Source organism: Allobosea sp. RIT-PG3_2, from assembly GCF_057321085.1.
Genome location: NZ_JBXWCA010000002.1, coordinates 166,752 through 183,391, shown reverse-complemented (window position 1 = coordinate 183,391; position 16,640 = coordinate 166,752). Strand labels below are relative to the sequence as shown.

At 67.1% G+C, this 16,640-nt stretch carries 14 protein-coding genes; 4 read left to right on the top strand and 10 right to left on the bottom strand.

Annotation, left to right across the window (positions count from 1 at the left end; genetic code table 11):
• Positions 1-71: 71 nt before the first annotated feature.
• Entirely contained in the window at positions 72-473 is a 402-nt protein-coding gene (locus tag AC2FAN_RS06635) for a DUF983 domain-containing protein (protein ID WP_265051660.1), read from the top strand.
• 182 nt (positions 474-655) lie between these two features.
• Here the strand turns inward: AC2FAN_RS06635 and AC2FAN_RS06630 are convergent, their stop codons facing one another.
• A complete protein-coding gene (locus tag AC2FAN_RS06630; RefSeq protein ID WP_485173156.1) occupies positions 656-2,047 on the bottom strand; it encodes an aminotransferase-like domain-containing protein in 1,392 nt (463 codons plus the stop codon).
• A gap of 163 nt (positions 2,048-2,210) precedes the next feature.
• Between AC2FAN_RS06630 and AC2FAN_RS06625 the strand changes: the two genes are divergently transcribed.
• Positions 2,211-2,699, top strand: a complete 489-nt coding sequence (locus AC2FAN_RS06625; RefSeq protein ID WP_265051662.1) for an Lrp/AsnC family transcriptional regulator — start codon at positions 2,211-2,213, stop codon at positions 2,697-2,699.
• A 186-nt stretch (positions 2,700-2,885) separates the two neighbouring features.
• Here the strand turns inward: AC2FAN_RS06625 and mgrA are convergent, their stop codons facing one another.
• The 3 genes from mgrA to AC2FAN_RS06610 form a co-directional block, all read right to left on the bottom strand.
• On the bottom strand, positions 2,886-3,908 hold the full coding sequence (gene mgrA / locus AC2FAN_RS06620) for an L-glyceraldehyde 3-phosphate reductase (protein ID WP_485173155.1): 1,023 nt from the start codon (positions 3,906-3,908) through the stop codon (positions 2,886-2,888).
• Positions 3,909-4,002: 94 nt separating this feature from the next.
• On the bottom strand, positions 4,003-5,433 hold the full coding sequence (locus AC2FAN_RS06615) for an aldehyde dehydrogenase family protein (protein ID WP_265051664.1): 1,431 nt from the start codon (positions 5,431-5,433) through the stop codon (positions 4,003-4,005).
• 491 nt (positions 5,434-5,924) lie between these two features.
• A complete protein-coding gene (locus AC2FAN_RS06610; protein WP_265051665.1) occupies positions 5,925-6,362 on the bottom strand; it encodes an Lrp/AsnC family transcriptional regulator in 438 nt (145 codons plus the stop codon).
• Between the two features lie 127 nt (positions 6,363-6,489).
• Between AC2FAN_RS06610 and AC2FAN_RS06605 the strand changes: the two genes are divergently transcribed.
• The gene (locus AC2FAN_RS06605; protein WP_485173154.1) at positions 6,490-7,548 is read left to right on the top strand and encodes an ornithine cyclodeaminase; all 1,059 of its coding nucleotides are present in this window, start codon (positions 6,490-6,492) and stop codon (positions 7,546-7,548) included.
• Between the two features lie 9 nt (positions 7,549-7,557).
• Here AC2FAN_RS06605 and AC2FAN_RS06600 read toward each other — a convergent pair whose 3' ends face one another.
• The 6 genes from AC2FAN_RS06600 to ilvA all read right to left on the bottom strand — a co-directional run bounded on the left by AC2FAN_RS06600 (position 7,558) and on the right by ilvA (position 14,841).
• The gene (locus tag AC2FAN_RS06600) at positions 7,558-8,622 is read right to left on the bottom strand and encodes a TonB-dependent receptor (protein ID WP_485173720.1); all 1,065 of its coding nucleotides are present in this window, start codon (positions 8,620-8,622) and stop codon (positions 7,558-7,560) included.
• Between the two features lie 101 nt (positions 8,623-8,723).
• The gene (locus AC2FAN_RS06595) at positions 8,724-9,719 is read right to left on the bottom strand and encodes a TonB-dependent receptor plug domain-containing protein (protein ID WP_485173153.1); all 996 of its coding nucleotides are present in this window, start codon (positions 9,717-9,719) and stop codon (positions 8,724-8,726) included.
• 54 nt (positions 9,720-9,773) lie between these two features.
• Positions 9,774-11,003, bottom strand: a complete 1,230-nt coding sequence (locus AC2FAN_RS06590; RefSeq protein WP_485173152.1) for a GTP-binding protein — start codon at positions 11,001-11,003, stop codon at positions 9,774-9,776.
• A 110-nt stretch (positions 11,004-11,113) separates the two neighbouring features.
• Positions 11,114-12,004, bottom strand: coding sequence for a LysR family transcriptional regulator (locus tag AC2FAN_RS06585; protein WP_485173151.1), 891 nt, complete (start codon positions 12,002-12,004; stop codon positions 11,114-11,116).
• Between the two features lie 10 nt (positions 12,005-12,014).
• Positions 12,015-13,061, bottom strand: coding sequence for a YeiH family protein (locus AC2FAN_RS06580; protein ID WP_485173150.1), 1,047 nt, complete (start codon positions 13,059-13,061; stop codon positions 12,015-12,017).
• Between the two features lie 262 nt (positions 13,062-13,323).
• Entirely contained in the window at positions 13,324-14,841 is a 1,518-nt protein-coding gene (gene ilvA / locus AC2FAN_RS06575) for a threonine ammonia-lyase, biosynthetic (protein WP_485173149.1), read from the bottom strand.
• A gap of 189 nt (positions 14,842-15,030) precedes the next feature.
• On the opposite strand from ilvA, the gene ggt reads away from it, so the two are divergent.
• Positions 15,031-16,626 (top strand): gamma-glutamyltransferase, encoded by a 1,596-nt coding sequence (gene ggt / locus AC2FAN_RS06570; RefSeq protein ID WP_265051672.1) that lies wholly within the window; start codon positions 15,031-15,033, stop codon positions 16,624-16,626.
• Positions 16,627-16,640: the final 14 nt, after the last annotated feature.

Here is a 16,640-nt window from a genome sequence, read left to right as displayed (position 1 = left end):
GACATTGTCTGTATCGAGGCTGATCTGAGGGGCGACGCCGATCGAACGGCGCCGTCCCGAGGAGACATTCCATGTCCGGCGAGCACTGGCCGCCACTCTCTCCGCTCCAGACCGGCCTGCGCGGCCGCTGCCCGCGTTGCGGGCAGGGCAAGATGTTCGAGAGCTTCCTGAAGCTGAAGCCGAAATGCGAGGTCTGCGGCCTCGATTATTCCTTCGCCGACCCGGCGGATGGACCGGCCTTCTTCGTGATGATGTTCGTCTGCATCCCGGCCGCGGCCTTTCCGCTTTGGCTGGAGCTGACCTACAACCCGCCGACCTGGGTGCATCTCGTCACCACGCTGCCGCTGATCCTGCTGACTTGCATTCCGCCGCTCCAGCCGCTGAAGGGCTGGCTCGTCGCCTCGCAATTCTTCCACAAGGCCGAGGAAGGCCGGCTCGCCCGCCCGACGCCGCAGGACAAGCCGGCGGCCTGATCCTGACAAGGCTGTTTCAACAGCTGCTGATCTGCGACGGAACCACGGCGTCATCCCCGGCTTGACCCGGGATCCATGCCGGAGCGCTTCCGGTCGAGGTTCAGGCATGGATCCCGGCTCTCCGCTTCGCTCCGGCCGGGACGACCCGCGTTTCCGCAAAAAGGCAACGCCTCTACCCGGTTTCAGAGTGTTCGGCGCGCCTCTTGTCGCTCCATTTCATTGCCTGCGATGAGCTTCGCTAGAAGCCGGAGCGCTTCGGCCAGCCGCGCCCGTTCCGGTATCGCCCCCAGTGCGATCCGGATCGCGTCCGGAGCCTGGCCCCCCGTGCTGAACGCATCTGCCGCCATGACGCCGAGCCCGGCCATCCGGGCACGCTCGATCAGGCGGCTGCGCTCCCAATGCGCGGGCAGCGGCTGCCAGACATGCAGCGCATAGGGATGGCCCTGCATCGTCTCGGGCAAAATCCCTCTCGCCAGTATTTGCCGCTCGACCGCTTCGCGCCGCACGCCCTCCAGCAAATCCTTGGCCACGCCGATCCTGATCCAGTGCGCGGCAAGTGCCGTCATCAATGGCGCGGGCATCAGGGCTGTCGCGCGCAGTGCGGCGAGGAAGGGCGCATCGTCGGCTCCCTCGGGCATGACGATGAAGGCCGTGCGCAGGCCGGGCGTCAGCACCTTCGACAAGGTCGCGACATGCCAGGTCCGCTCCGGCGCCAGCGCAGCGAGCGGCGGGGGCGCATCCCCGGCGAGCAGGCTGTAGGGATCGTCCTCGATCAGCACGAGGTCGCGTCGGCGGGCGACGGCGACGAGTTCGCGGCGGCGCTGTTCGCTGATCGTGATGCAGGTCGGATTTTGCAGCGTCGGTGTCAGCGCGAACAGCCGCGCTCCGTAGCGGATGGCAGCCTCGTCGAGCGCGTCCGGGAGCGGGCCGTCGGCATCGCTCGCGACAGGAGCCATGGTAAGCCCATGTTGCCGGGCCGCGCCAATCAGGCCGGGATAGGCCAGCGGTTCCGTCAGGACCGTATCGCCGGGCCGGGCCAGCAGCGAGAGGAGGGCGTTCAGCCCCGTCTGCGCTCCCGGCACGACGGCGATGCGCTGCGGCGCAAGCGCGCCCATCAGCGGTGCGAGCCAGGCGGCTCCGGCCGCGCGTTCGGCCAATGATCCGGCCCCGCCATGATAGTTCATCAGCTGGTCGGCATCGCTGCGCGCCAGGATCTCGGCGATGCCGCGCTGCATCAGCTCGCCCAGTCGCAGCCCCTTCGGCGCCGGCGGGATCGTCATGCTGAGGTCGAGCGCCGGCCCTTCCTGCTCCTGCCGGACCGAGATGAAGGAACCGCGCCCGGTCACGGCGTCGATCAGCCCGCGTTCGCGTGCCTCGCCGAAGGCGCGGGTCACCGTGGTGAGATCGACGGCGAGGTGTTCGGCCAGCTTGCGTTGCGGCGGCAGCCGGTCCCCCGGCCGGAGTAGCCCCTTGGTCACGGCCTGTTCGAGCTGCGCGACGATCTGCAGGTATCGTGGCCCTGCCGCCGGATCGAGCCGGCTGATCCAGCGGATCGCTTCATCGCCTTCGGCCATCGCAGCGCGGGCTTCCATACATTCGCGGGATTGTAGGTATCGCTTAGCGCGACCGGCGCCTTCGCGCCAGTTGTATCGTGTCGCGCTCTTCCCACGGTGATGCCCATGGCGATCAACGGCGGCTCCTGTAAAAGGGCGATGTCAGCCGAGACGGAGACAGGGAATGGCACGCCTGCGCCTCGATGCGCTCGACCGCAAGATCATCGCGGAACTGCAGATCAATTCGCGCCTTTCGGTGCAGGATCTCGCCCAGCGCATCGGTCTATCGGCCTCGCCCTGCGCGCGGCGCATCCGCATGCTGGAGGAGGCCGGCGTCATTCAGGGCTATGCCGCGATCATCGACCAGACCAAGGTCGGCCTGCCGATCAGCGTCTTCGCCTCGGTCAAGCTGGAGCGCCAGCGCGAGGACGAGCTAGACCGTTTCTCGCAGGCCGTGGCGCGCTGGCCGGAGGTGGTCGACTGTTATCTGATGACCGGGCAGCGCGACTATCTCCTGCGCATCGTCGTGCGCGACCTGCCGGCCTATGAGCGCTTCCTCAAGGACAAACTCACCCGCCTCGACGGCGTCGCCTCGATCGAGTCGAGCTTCGCGTTGGGCCAGGTCAAGCGCTCCAGCGCCCTGCCGATCGCGGCAGTGGCTGAGGAGGATTGAGGGGAGTCGGACGGGCGGAGAAACACATCGTCATTCCGGGGCATGCCATCGGCATGAGCCCGGAACCCAGAACCGATACCGGATCTAAATGAAGCGGCGCGACTGCTGCGCTCTCGATAAGATGCATCGGTTCTGGGTTCCGGGCTCTTCGCTGCGCGAAGCCCCGGAATGACGATGGCGGCTGTTCTACCGCTCTGCCGAAGCCGCCCAGATGTTGATGCCGCCATCGACGGCGTGCCTGTCGATCGCCGCCAGCTCGTCGGCGGAAAATTCCGGGTTCTTCAGCGCCGCGACGCAATCGCTCACCTGCTCCGGCCGGCTCGCGCCGATCAGCGCCGATGTCACGCGTCCGCCGCGCAGCACCCAGGCGATCGCCATCTGGGCGAGGCTCTGGCCGCGCGCGTTGGCGATCTCGTTCAGCGCCGCGATGCTCCTGAGATTGTCCTCGCTGAGGAAACCTTCGCGGAAGGAAGGCGCCTTCTTGTCGGCACGGCTGCCGGCCGGCACGCCCTTGAGGTACTTGTCGGTCAGCATGCCCTGCGCCAGCGGCGAGAACACGATCGAGCCGATGCCCTCCGCATCGAGCGTGTCGAGCAGCCCGTCCTGCTCGATCCAGCGGTTGAGCATCGAATAGCTCGGTTGGTGGATCAGGCAGGGCGTGCCGAGCCGGCGCAGGATCGCGACCGCTTCCTGCGTCCGCTTCGAATTGTAGGAGGAGAGCCCGACATAGAGCGCCTTGCCCTGGCGGACGATGGCGTCGAGCGCACCCATCGTTTCTTCCAGCGGCGTGTTCGGGTCGAAGCGGTGCGAATAGAAGATGTCGACATAGTCGAGCTTCATCCGCTTCAGGCTCTGGTCGAGGCTGGAGATCAGGTATTTGCGGCTGCCCCATTCGCCATAGGGGCCGGGCCACATCCGGTAGCCGGCCTTGGTCGAGATCAACAGCTCGTCGCGATAATCAGCGAAATCTTGGGCGAGGATCTCGCCGAAGGCGGTCTCTGCCGAGCCGGGCGGGGGGCCGTAATTATTGGCGAGGTCGAAATGGGTGATGCCGAGATCGAAGGCCGTGCGGCAGATCTCGCGCATGTTGGTGCGGCTGCCGGTCTCGCCGAAATTCTGCCAGAGGCCGAGCGAGAGCGCCGGCAACTGCAGCCCGCTGCGGCCGCAGCGATTATAGCGCATCGCGTCATAGCGGTTCGGATTGGCCATGGCCTGTCTCTCTCAATCGATTGAATGGTCGATAAGATGAAGGCCCGGTGGCTTTGCGTCCACCGGGCCTTGCGTCTGTCAGGTCGCTATCCGATCAGGCCGCGGCGTAGCCGACCGTGCCCTTGATCTCAAGGAACTCCTCGAGGCCGAAATCGGCGTATTCGCGGCCGTTGCCGGACTGCTTGTAGCCGCCGAAGGGCGCGCCCGCGTCCCAGGCCGGATAGTTGATATAGACGTTGCCCGAGCGCATCTGCGCCGCGATCTTGCGGGCGCGATCCTGCGAGCCAGACTGGACATAGGAAGCGAGGCCGTAGGGCGTGTCGTTGGCGCGCTCCACCACCTCGTCGTCGCTCTTGTAGGGCAGGATCGAGAGCACGGGTCCGAAGATCTCCTCGCGCGCGATCGTCATCTCGTCGGTGACGCCGCCGAAGACCGTTGGGCGGACATAGTAGCCGCGGTTCAGACCTTCCGGTCGGCCGGGGCCGCCGGTGACCAGCGTCGCACCTTCCTTGATGCCGGCCTCGATCAGGCGCTGGATCTTCTCGTACTGCACCTCGCTGACGACCGGGCCGAGGAAGACGCCGTCCGCCGAGGGAGCGCCGACCTTGAGCGGCTCGGCGACCTGCTTGGCGATGGCGAGCGCCTCCTCATGCAGCTTCTCCGGCACGAACATCCGGGTCGGCGCATTGCAGGACTGGCCGGAGTTGCGCATCACGCTCTCCACGCCGAGCTTCACCGACTTCTTCAGGTCGGCGTCGTCGAGGATGATGTTGGCCGACTTGCCGCCGAGCTCCTGATGCACGCGCTTGACGGTATCCGCCGCCGCCTTGGCGACGAGGATGCCGGCGCGGGTCGAGCCCGTGAAGGAAACCATGTCGACGCCCGGATGGCGCGAGATCGCCTCGCCGACCGTCGGGCCGTCGCCGTTGACGAGGTTGAACACGCCCTTCGGCACGCCGGCCTCATGCATGGCTTCCGCGAAGATGATGGCGTTGAGCGGCGCGATCTCGGAGGGCTTCAGCACCATGGTGCAGCCGGCGGCCAGCGCCGGCGCGACCTTGCACATGATCTGGTTGAGCGGCCAGTTCCACGGCGTGATCATGCCGACGACGCCGATCGCCTCCTTGGCGATCAGGGTGGTGCCGCGCAGCTCCTCGAACTCGAAATTCTCGAGCGTCTCGATCATCTTGGCGAGATGGGCGGTGCCCATCGCGGCCTGCGCGCGATGCGCCAGCTCCTTCGGCGCGCCCATTTCGCGCGAGAGCGCGTCGGCGATGTCGTCGTAGCGCTTCTTGTAGGCCTCTGCGAGGCGGCGCATCAGCGCGAGGCGCTCGGCCTTCGAGGTCGCGGCGAAGGCCGGGAAGGCGGCGCGGGCTGCGGCGACGGCCTTGTCGACATCGGCCTGCTCGCCGAGCGCGATGGTGGCGAAAACCTCCTCGTTGGACGGATCGACGACGCCCAGCGTGCGCTTGCCGGAGGGCTGCACCCACTGGCCATCGATGTAGAATTCGAGCTCATGCGACATGGTCTGGTCTCCCTGATCGTGTCTTGGCTCAAGGCGCGCGAACCCGGCCGGGAAGCGGCCGTTCGTCCATGCCCTGAGCAAGGAACTGTCGATGCCGGACGCGAACGGGCGGCCTTGCGCGATCATGCATCGCCGGCCGCCATCGACGCCTTCGTCTGACAGGTGGCACGTTAGGGGGGCGGCGCGCGCCTGTCACGGGGCGCCGTGTCGCATTTGCGGATGGCGGCCATGCAGCGGCGATCCTTGTCGAAAGTGCTGGGTGGTGTGGGCAGCTTCCAGAGATGATGTTGCCGGAGCCTCAGCCGTCATTCCGGGGCAGGCCGCAGGCCTGAGACCGGAACCCAGAACCGATGCCGTTATTCATTTGATCGGTGACCCAACAGCGCCTTCGTGGAGACCGTATCGGTTCTGGGTTCCGGGCTCTTCGCTGGCGCGACGCCCCGGAATGACGGGGGAGCCACGACAGGCCGGCGACGAACTGCCCATAGCGCCTACAGCCGCGCCTTGACGCTGCGCGGCGTCGCCAGCAGCAGGCTGGTCTCGCTGTTGGTGACGCCGGGGATCAAGCGGATGCGCCTGAGCACTTGGTCGAAGGCGATCAGGTCGGAGGTGCCGAGCTCGACCACGAGGTCCCAGTTGCCGTTGGTGGTGTGGATGCTGGAGACCTCGCTGAAGCCGCTCAGCGCTGTGGTGACCGCGTCCGCCGCCTGGCCGGCGATCTCGATCATGGTGATGCCGCGCACCGGCAGGTCGATCGCGTCCGATCGCAGGATCACTGTGAACCCGATGATCTCGCCCGACTGTTCCAGCTTCTCCAGCCGCGAGCGCACCGTCGCCCGCGTCAGGCCGAGATCGGCCGCGAGGTCCGAGATGCTGCGGCGCCCGTCATGGCGCAGCAGGGTGATGAGGCGCTGATCGATATCGTCCATTGTCCATATTGGATAATCACCTTTGCCGATCCGATCAATCTTGGCATCGATCAGGTCAATCTGGCTTCTATCGCCTGCCGCTCAAAACGCGGACAATGGGTCTTTCATAAGAACAGCGCGGGGACCCATGATTCAGCAGCTCAACGTCGTGCCTTTCGTCAGCGTCGACCACATGATGAAGCTGGTCCATGCTATCGGCATCGAACGCGTGCTGTCCGATATCGCCGGCTATATCGAGGACGATTTCCGGCGCTGGGAGATTTTCGACAAGACGCCGCGCATCGCCTCGCACAGCCTCGAAGGCGTGATCGAGTTGATGCCGACCAGCGACGGCAAGCTCTACGGCTTCAAATACGTCAACGGCCACCCCAAGAACATGAAGGCCGGGCTGCAGACCGTCACCGCCTTCGGCCTGCTCTCCGACGTCGCGACCGGCTATCCCGTGCTGCTCTCGGAGATGACCCTGCTGACGGCGCTGCGCACAGCGGCGATGTCGGCGGTGGCGGCGAAGCACCTCGCGCCGAAGAACGCCGCGACGATGGCGATCATCGGCAATGGCGCGCAGTCCGAGTTCCAGGCCTTCGCCTTCCGGGCGCTGCTCGGCATCGACAATCTGCGCCTTTACGACGTCGACCCGGCAGCGACCGAGAAATGCGCCCGCAATCTTGCGCGCCACGGCTTCAGGATCACCCGCTGCGCCACGGCGATGGAGGCAGTCGAGGGCGCGGAGATCGTCACCACCGTCACCGCCGACAAGCAGTATGCGACGATCCTGACCGACAACATGGTCGGCGCCGGCGTCCACATCAACGCCGTCGGCGGCGACTGCCCGGGCAAGACCGAGATCCACCGCGATGTGCTGCTGCGCTCCTCGATCTTCGTCGAATACCCCCCGCAGACCCGCATCGAGGGCGATATCCAGCAACTCGATGCCGATCACCCTGTCGAGGAACTCTGGAAGGTCATCGCCGGCGTCGCGCCGGGCCGCAGCGACGCCGGGCAGATCACGATGTTCGACTCGGTCGGCTTCGCCATCGAGGATTTCTCGGCGCTGCGCTACGTTTATGAGCGCATCCGCGAGGCCGGCACCTATGTCGACCTCGACCTGATCGCGGATCCCGACGATCCGCGCGACCTCTTCGGCATGCTGATGCGCGCCGCGCCGAGCGCCGTGGTCGCGGCCTGAGAGCGAGGTTCAGAACTTCGCGCTCAGGAAGGCCCTGACCCCGCGGCCTGGCAGCACCACCTCGTCCTTGCGGAACGAGACGGCGTTGCGGATCGTCTCGTTGAGCAGGTTCGTGCCGTTGACGCCGGCCGTCAGCTCCACCGGGCCAAGCGGACTCTCCTTGATCTTGAAGCGATAGCTCAGCTCGGCGTTCAGCAGGTTGTAGCCGTCGGTCGTGGTTTCCTCGGGCGCGGTGCGCTTCTGCGAGAAGGCGTGCAGCAGGGTGACGCGGGCCTGCCAGTTTTCTCCGCCGCGCCAGAACAGGCCGCCGCCGAGCCGCTGCGGCGGAATGCGCGGCACGTTCTCGCCGCCGGAGAACTTCGCGCGCACGATGTCGTATTGTCCTTCGATGCCGAAGACGTGCGGGCCGATGGCGAAGAGGTCGTACTGCGTCTTCAGTTCGCCGCCGAGGAAGGTCGCGTTGCGCTGGCTGTAGATGACCTGGGTCAGCTCGTCGCCGGTGCCGCAACTCGCGAACTCGTCGTCGCAGCGGGTGCCGGTGACATGCCGGTAGATGAAGCCCTCATAGCGCGTCGCATAGAGGGAGGCGTCGAAGCGCCACGGGCCGGCGCTGCGGCGCAAGCCGAGTTCCACCGTCTTGGCCGCCTCCTTCCTCAGGTTGGGATCGCCGATCTCGAAGGTGCCGGGCGCATCATGGGCGCCGCGCGAGAACAGCTCGGCCGCCTTCGGGGCGCGCTCGATATAGGAGCCGGTGAGGCTCGCCACGAAGCCATAGGGCAGGTCCTGCAGCAGGCCGATGCTGGCGCTGAGCGGCACGAAACGGCGCGTGCGCGGATCGTCCGTCGGGTCGCCGGAAGCACCGAGCAGATCGGCGGGGAAGATCGCGCCGGTGCCCGAGACGCGGGCATAGTCGATGCGCCCGGCCGCCTGCAGCTTGGTGCCCGGCAGAAGCTGAAGCTCGTTGAAGTTGTAGAGCGCGGCGGTCTGCGTCGTCGCCGGCAGCAGCAGGCCGCCGGCCTCGCCCGCCGTGCCGATCTCCTGCCGACCGAACTGCACGCCGAAGGCGGAGGTCAGGCGGCCGATCCCGATATCGACCGGCTTGAGCTGCGCCTCGACGCGGCCCTCGACCTCGCGGTTCTTGAAGGTCGCCGCGGTCTCGAACAGGCCGTCGCCGTTCAGGCCTTTCTCGTCATGGCGATAGACCGAGCGCCCACCCAGTAGCGGATCGTGTCGATGAAGCCGCCGTCGATTTGGAACTCGCCCTTGCTGGCCAGCCGCGTCTGCTCGAGATCGATGCGGGTGCGGCTCTGGGCGGCGTCGTTGCCGGGAATGCCGTAGAGGCTGGTGAAATGCGAGAGCGAGAAGCCGATGAAGCCGTTCTGCAGGAAATAGGTGCCGCCGATCGCCTGCCCGTGCGAGCGGGAGAAGCTGTTGAACTGCCGGCCGCCGGGAATGCGGTAGTCCTCGGCATTGCGGTGATAGATGTCGCCATGGATGACGAACTGGCCGGAGCGGGCATCGATCAGCGCCGAATTCTCGAAGCCGTTGTCGACGGAGGAGACCGACGAGCGCGTCTCGGCATGGAAGCCCGGAGCGATCAGCATGGAGGGAATGCGGTTGTTCTCGACACTCACGACTCCGCCGATCGCCTCCGAGCCGTAGCGCAGCGTGCCGGGGCCGCGGATCACCTCGATGCGCTGCGCCGCCAGCGGGTCGATCGGCACGCCATGGTCCTCGCCGAGGTCGGAGACGTCCTGCGAGCCGATGCCGTTTTCCTGGATGCGCACCCGGACATTATCGAGGCCGCGGATCACCGGCCGGTCGGCGCCGCCCGGCGCGAAGCCGGAATTGGTAATGCCGGGCTCGTTGGCGAGCTGGTCGCCGAGCGTGCGCCCGCCATTGCGCAGGATGTCCGGCGCGGTCAGCACTGTCACCGACGAGAAGCTGCGGTTGAGGGGCACGGTGTCCCCGCCTGCCTGCGCGGCATCCGGCAGCACGCGCGGCTGGATCGGGCTCGGCGCGGTGACGGTGATTTCCGGGAGAACGATCGCGCCTTGTGCCAGCGCGCCCGAGGACAGGAGAGAGCCGAAGGCCGTGCCGGCTGCAAGGTGGGCGACAAGGCGAGTGGCAAGGCGCGCGGCATGGCGCGGCCGGAAGCGAGGCTGGGTCATCTGATATCTCGATTGGGCAGGGAGGGCGCCGGCTTTGCGGCGATGACGGAAAGCTCAGGCCGCCTGGCGGTCCCAGCTCGGGAAGGGGTCTTCCAGCCTCAGCATCGACTGCGTCATCCCCGTTGCCGTGTTCCCGGTCAGGCAGGCGTCGAGCTCGGCGCGGATCGCCGCCTCGTCCATCTCCGGCCCGCCGATGAAGACCAGCTCTTGGCGCCGGTCGCCCCAGGCCGTTGACCAATGCTTGCGCATCATCGACAGGAACTCCTCCGAACCCGGCCAGCGCTCCCTGGGCACGGCGGCCCACCAGCGCCCCATGCCCTCGGTGCGGGTGATGCGGCCCGCCAGCGAATATTCGCCGACCCAGTATGGCCGGCTCGCCAGCCAGAAATGCCCCTTGGCCCGGATCACGCCGGGCAGGCGCTTGCCCATGAAATCGTGGAGCTTCAGCGGGTGGAACGGCCTGCGTGCCCGGTAGACGAAGGAGCGGATGCCGTATTCCTCGGTCTCCGGCACATGGTCGCGGAAGCCGTAGAGTTCCTTGTGCCAGAGCGGATGGGTCTGCGACCTCTCCTCGCTGTAGAGCTTGGTATCCAGCACCTCGTCGAGCGGCACGCGGCCGAAATCGGCGTCGACGATGCGGGCGTCGGCATTGAGCCCGCGCACCACCTGCCTGACCTTCTCGAGCTTCTGCGGCGAGACCTCGCCCGCCTTGTTGACGACCACGACATCGGCGAACTCGATCTGCTCGACCAGTAGGTCGACCAGCGTGCGCGCATCGCCTTCGCCGGCAGTCTCGCCGCGATCGCCGAGGAAGTCGCGGCTGTCATAATCATCGAGCAGATTGAGCGCGTCGACGACTGTGACCATCGTGTCCAGCCGCGCGACATCGTCGAGCGAGCGGTCCTCTTCGTCGCGGAACGAGAAGGTCGCGGCGATTGGCAGCGGCTCGGCGATGCCGGTGCCCTCGATCAGCAGGTAGTCGAACTTCCTCTCCTCGGCGAGGCGACGAACCTCGGTCAGAAGGTCATCGCGCAACGTGCAGCAGATGCAGCCATTGCTCATCTCGACCAGGCTCTCCTCGGTCTTGGAGAGGTTGGCGCCGCCCTCGCGCACGAGATCGGCGTCGATGTTGACCTCGCTCATGTCGTTGACGATCACGGCGACGCGCTTGCCCTCGCGATTGTTGAGGATGTGGTTGAGCAGCGTGGTCTTGCCGGCGCCGAGAAAGCCCGAGAGGACCGTGACCGGCAGGCGCCGATCGACGAGGAGGGAGGGGTTGGCCATCGGAAAGGTCCGGTCTGATGAAAGATAATTTGTTACATTATAACATTACTTGAATGTCAACCGCCGTTCGTCTGGCAGCTCTCTGCCGATGCATCGTGGTTGAGGGGGTGTCAGGCCGGTATGTGCTGCGCCGCCGTCAGCGCCAGGAATGCCGCGGCCGCCTTGGCCAGGTAGCGCTCCTTGTGGCGCAGCGCGAGGAAGCGGCGCTTCGGCAGCGGCAAGGCGACAGTGGCGAGCCGCCCGGCCGCGATGGCGTTGGCGGCGACGAGGCGGGAGATCGCGGTGGCGCCTGCACCGGCGGCGACCGCGGCGCAGATCGCCTCGTTCGACGGCAGTTCGAGCGCCACAGTGAGATCGGCAGGCACGAGCCCGAGCCGGGGCAGCGCCGCCTCGAACATGGCGCGCGTGCCGGAGCCCGGTTCGCGCAGCACCCACGCCGCCTGCTTCAGCGCGGAGGGGATCGGCGGTGCGCCCGTCCAGGGATGGCCGGTCTGCACGATAATCACGAGTTCGTCCTCGGCGACGGCGGTGATGGCAAGGGCGGGATCGTCGATCTCGCCCTCGATGAAACCGAGATCGGCCGCTCCGTCATGGATGGCGGCGCTGACCGTCTCGGTGTTGCCGATGGAAACCGTGATCGCGATGCCGGGATGGGCGTGGCGGAATTGCTGGATCAGCGGCGGCAGCCAGTAATTCGCCACGGTCTGGCTCGCCATCAGCGCGAGCGAGCCGCGCGCCAGTCCGGAGAGATCGGAGAGCACCGCTTCCGCCGCCGCCGCGCGCGCCAGCACGGCGCGGGCTTCGGTCAGGAACAGCCGGCCCGCCTCGGTCAGCGCGATCCGCCGTCCGATGCGGTCGAACAGCCGGGTCGCATAGCGCGCCTCCAGCGCCGCGATCGCCGAGCTCACCGCCGATTGGGTGAGGTTGAGCGCGCGGGCGCCTTGCGTCAGGTGCTCGCGCTCGGCGACGGCGACGAAGATGCGGAGCTGTTCGAGCGTCATGCGCCGCAGCTTACGCGGCGAGCTTCACCAGCAGAAGGCTGAAGCAGGCGATGAACAGGAAGGCGGCGAGCCCAAGAAGGAGCGGGCGCAGGCCCTTGGCCTTGAGCTTGCGGATGTCGGTCTCCAGCCCCATCGCGGCCAGCGCCATCGACAGCAGGAAGGTGGTCGCCGTCACGATGCCGGTTTTTACGTCGCCGGGAACCGCGATCAGGCTGTTGAGGCCGACCATCGCTATGAAGCCGAGCACGAACCAGGGCATCGGCGCTTTGGCCTGCGTGCCGCCATCGCCGCCGCGGCGCGCCCGACGGGTGGCCATCAGGCCGAGCGTGATGACGACGGGGGCGAGCATCATCACCCGCGAGAGCTTGGCGACGGTGCCGAATTCGCCAGCCTGCTGCCCACCCTGGAAGGCGGCGGCGACGACCTGCGCGATCTCGTGGATCGAGGCGCCCGTCCACAAGCCGTAGGCGTGGGCATCGAGATGCAGCAGCCCGGGCAGCAGCGGATAGGCAAACATCGCGATCGAGCCGAAGACGGTGACGCAAGCCACCGCATAGGCGACGTCCTCGTCGGGCGCCCGCGTCACGGTGTTGGTCGCGATCACGGCCGAGGCGCCGCAGATCGAGGTGCCCGCCGCGATCAGCTCGGTCAGCTTCGGCTCGACGCCGATCCGCCGCCCGAGCCAGGTGGTGAACAGGAAGGTCGAGACCAGAGTCAGCCCGATCACGGCGATGCCGCTTAGCCCAACATCCAGCACCTGCGCCACGGTGAGCTGCAGCCCGAGCAGGATGATGGCGAAGCGCAGCACCTTGCGCATGGCGAAGGCGACGCCGGCCTTGGCGATTGCCGGCGTTCCCACAAGATTGTGGAAGCCGATGCCGATCAGGATGGCGAGGATCATCGGGCTGAAGCTGCCGACGCCCGGAAGCTGGCGCAGCGCGAAGCCCGCCCCAGCAATCACGGCGGCGAGCAACAGGCCGGGGCCGATGGCGAGCCAGGACGCGCCGGTCGTTGCCGGGACCGGCTGCGCGAGTCGTTGCGAGGCGAAAGAGGACATTGACCAGCTCTCCGATGCTGGTCATGGAATAATTTTCTACCTTCGATCGATCCAACTCATAATATCGAATGAATCGTTCGATAAGAGCGAACTGATGCATTTACTCGCTGAGATACGGGTGTTCGCTGATTATGCGCAGAACCCCCGTCATCCCGGGCTTGACCCGGGATCCATCGTAGGGCTCCGGAGCTTTGCGATGGATCCCGGATCTCCGCTGCGCTGCGTCCGGGATGACCGCGCTTCTATGAAAACGTAATGCGCTCTACGCCTCCGCCAGAAACGACAGATAGGCCGGATTCTCGCTCTCGCTCCAATAGGGATAGCCGAGCGCATCGAGGCGCTTGGCGAGCTGGCCGCGTTCCGATTGCGGAATCTGGATGCCGGCGAGCACGCGGCCGTAATCGGCGCCGTGGTTGCGATAATGGAAGAGGGAGATGTTCCAGTCGGCCGAGAGACTGTTCAGGAACTTCAATAGCGCGCCCGGCCGCTCCGGGAACTGGAAGCGGAAGATCAGTTCGTCACCAAGCCCCGGCGCCTTTCCGCCGACCATGTAGCGGATATGCAGTTTGGCGAGCTCGTTGTCGCTCATGTCGAGGACCGGATAGCCGTGCTCGGCCAGCATCGCGATGATCTGGCGCTTCTCGGCCTCGCCCTCGTTGAGCTGCACGCCGACGAAGATGCGCGCGGCCTTCGCGTCGGAGTAGCGGTAGTTGAACTCCGTGATGGCGCGCCGGCCGAGCAGATGGATGAAGGCGCGGTAGCTGCCGGGCTTTTCGGGGATCGTCACCGCCAGCAGCGCCTCGCGCTGCTCGCCGATCTCGGCCCGCTCCGCGATATGGCGCAAACGGTCGAAATTCATGTTGGCGCCGCTGTTGATCGCGATCAGCGCGCCCGTCCGCTCGGCATGGCGCGCGGCATAGGCCTTCAAGCCGGCGAGGCTGACGGCGCCGGAGGGCTCGGCGATGGCACGGGTGTCCTCGAAGATGTCCTTCACCGCCGCGCAGATCTCGTCGGTCGAGACGGTGACGACCTCGTCGAGCAGCTCGCGGCAGAGCCGGAAGGTCTCCTCGCCCGCCTGCCGCACCGCGACGCCGTCGGCGAAGAGGCCGACCTGGTCGAGCACGATGCGTTCCCCCGCCGCGATGGCGCCGGCCATGGAGGCGGCGTCCACAGGCTCGACGCCGATCACCTTGATCTCCGGCCGTAGGAACTTCGCGTAGACCGCGACGCCAGCGGCGAGCCCGCCGCCGCCGATCGGCACGAAGATCGCCTCGATCGGGTCGGGGTGCTGGCGCAATATCTCCATGCCGACAGTGCCTTGCCCCGCGATAACGTCGGGATCGTCATAGGGGTGGACGAAGGTCAGGCCCTTCTCGGCCTCGAGCTTGCGGGCATGGCCGTAAGCCTCGTCGAAATTCTCGCCATGGAGCACGACGCGCCCGCCGAGGCTGCGCACCGCCTGCACCTTGATGTCGGGCGTAGTGCGCGGCATCACGATGGTGGCCTTGATGCCGAGCTTGCGCGCCGCCAGCGCCACGCCCTGTGCATGGTTGCCGGCCGAGGCGCAGATCACGCCGCGCTCGGTCGCCTCTGGCGCGAGCCCGGCGATCTTGTTGTAGGCGCCGCGCAGCTTGAACGAGAAGACCGGCTGCAGATCCTCGCGCTTCAGCAGGGCGCCGCCACCGATGCGGGCCGAAAGTCGCGGCAGCGCGTCGAGCGGGCTCTCGATCGCGACGTCGTAGACGCGCGCCCCGATGATCTTGCGGATGTAGTCTTGCATGGCAGTCCGTCCTTCCAGCCGGCGATAGTTCGCCCGGCCGGGATGTCAATCGCCGATACGGCGTGCGGCGCGGGGCTGCTCATGCGGGTCATGCGCCCGGCGGGATTGCCAAGCCTCCGGCAGGCGGCGAAACCGTTGCGCGAAACAAGGCGCCGCGAAGCGACGGCGTCACAGAGGTGGAGACGACGGATGAGCTGGGGCAATCGCGATTTCATGGTGCCGGGCCGCCCGGTGGCGGTCGGTGATCGCGGCATGGCGGCGACCTCGCATCCCGCCTCGACGCTGGCCGCCGTCGATATCCTGCGCGCCGGCGGCAACGCCATCGATGCCGCCATCGCCGCCGTCGCGGTCCAGGCGGTGGTCGACCCGCATATGACCGGCATCGGCGGCGACTGCTTCGCCATCTACGCACCGGCCGGCGGCAAGATGGTCGCGCTCAACGGCTCGGGCCGCGCGCCGGCCAAGGCCGAACTCGGCTGGTTCCTCGCCCAGGGCCTGACCGCGATCGCGCCGGATTCGCCCCACGCGGTCACCGTGCCCGGCGCCATCGACGCCTGGTGCCGCCTCGTCGAGGACCATGGCAGCAAGAGCCTGGACGAGATCTTCGCCGCGGCGATCCGCGCCGCCGAGGAGGGCTTCGTGGTGACGCCGCGCGTCGCGCTCGACTGGAACCGCTACAAGGGCCGCATCGAGAAGCATGGGCTCGGCAACGCCGTCTACCTGCCGGGCGGCAAGGCCCCGGCCATCGGCGACAGGATGGTCCATCCCGCGCTCGGCAAGACGCTGCGCCGCATCGCTCGCGAGGGCCGCGCCGCCTTCTACGAGGGCGAGATCGCCGAGGAGATCGTCGCGGTCCTGAACACGGCCGGCAGCGTGATGGCGGCCGAGGACCTAGCCACCGCGAAGCCGGACTATGTCGACCCGATCGGCGCCGACTTCCGCGGCCATCGGCTGTGGGAATGCCCGCCGAACGGCCAGGGCATCGCGGCGCTGCTGATCGCGCGCATCCTCGACGGCTACGACTTCAAGGGCGACAAGCTCAGCGAGGCCGACCGCATCCATCTCCTCGCCGAGGCGAGCAAGGCCGCCTATCGCCAGCGCGATGCTCTGATCGCCGATCCTGCCATGAGCCCCTTCGATACGCAGGCTTTCCTCTCGGATGAGTTCGTCGGCCGCATCCGCAGCCGGATCAGCATGGAGAAGGCGGCGGCGCCGGAAATCTTCGACATGCCGCTGCACAAGGACACGATCTATCTGTGCGTCGTCGACCGCGACGGCAACATGGTGTCCTTCATCAACTCGCTGTTCTCGGCCTTCGGCAGCGGCATCTATGCGGCGAAGGCCGGCGTCATGCTGCAGAACCGCGGTTCCGGCTTCCGCCTGATCGAAGGGCATCCGAACGCCATCGCGCCGCGCAAGCGCCCCTTCCACACCATCATTCCGGGCATGCTGGCCAAGGATGGCAAGGCGGTGATGCCGATGGGCGTGATGGGCGGCCAGTATCAGGCGACCGGCCATGTCCATTTCCTCTCCGGCATCCTCGATCGCGGCCTCGACCCGCAGCAGGCCTCGGACGCGCCGCGCAGCTTCGCCTTCGACGGCAAGCTCTCGCTGGAATCGACGATCGCAGCCGATGTCGCTGCCGACCTGAAGGCGCGCGGCCATGATGTGGTCTGGGCCGAGGAGCCGCTCGGCGGCTGCCAGGCGATCTGGGTCGACCATGCGCGCGGCGTGATGTTCGGCGCCTCCGACCACCGCAAGGACGGCTTCGCGCTGGCGGTCTGACGGCCGCTGAGCCT

What these genes read in the sequence shown, in the direction of transcription:
- AC2FAN_RS06605 (WP_485173154.1), top strand. Translation starts at nt 6,490, where the DNA reads ATGATTCAGCAGCTCAACGTCGTGCCTTTCGTCAGCGTCGACCACATG.
- AC2FAN_RS06610 (WP_265051665.1), bottom strand. Translation starts at nt 6,362, where the DNA reads ATGGACGATATCGATCAGCGCCTCATCACCCTGCTGCGCCATGACGGG.
- ggt (WP_265051672.1), top strand. Translation starts at nt 15,031, where the DNA reads ATGAGCTGGGGCAATCGCGATTTCATGGTGCCGGGCCGCCCGGTGGCG.
- AC2FAN_RS06580 (WP_485173150.1), bottom strand. Translation starts at nt 13,061, where the DNA reads ATGTCCTCTTTCGCCTCGCAACGACTCGCGCAGCCGGTCCCGGCAACG.
- AC2FAN_RS06595 (WP_485173153.1), bottom strand. Translation starts at nt 9,719, where the DNA reads ATGACCCAGCCTCGCTTCCGGCCGCGCCATGCCGCGCGCCTTGCCACT.
- AC2FAN_RS06585 (WP_485173151.1), bottom strand. Translation starts at nt 12,004, where the DNA reads ATGACGCTCGAACAGCTCCGCATCTTCGTCGCCGTCGCCGAGCGCGAG.
- AC2FAN_RS06590 (WP_485173152.1), bottom strand. Translation starts at nt 11,003, where the DNA reads ATGGCCAACCCCTCCCTCCTCGTCGATCGGCGCCTGCCGGTCACGGTC.
- AC2FAN_RS06625 (WP_265051662.1), top strand. Translation starts at nt 2,211, where the DNA reads ATGGCACGCCTGCGCCTCGATGCGCTCGACCGCAAGATCATCGCGGAA.
- AC2FAN_RS06635 (WP_265051660.1), top strand. Translation starts at nt 72, where the DNA reads ATGTCCGGCGAGCACTGGCCGCCACTCTCTCCGCTCCAGACCGGCCTG.
- AC2FAN_RS06630 (WP_485173156.1), bottom strand. Translation starts at nt 2,047, where the DNA reads ATGGCCGAAGGCGATGAAGCGATCCGCTGGATCAGCCGGCTCGATCCG.
- ilvA (WP_485173149.1), bottom strand. Translation starts at nt 14,841, where the DNA reads ATGCAAGACTACATCCGCAAGATCATCGGGGCGCGCGTCTACGACGTC.
- AC2FAN_RS06615 (WP_265051664.1), bottom strand. Translation starts at nt 5,433, where the DNA reads ATGTCGCATGAGCTCGAATTCTACATCGATGGCCAGTGGGTGCAGCCC.
- mgrA (WP_485173155.1), bottom strand. Translation starts at nt 3,908, where the DNA reads ATGGCCAATCCGAACCGCTATGACGCGATGCGCTATAATCGCTGCGGC.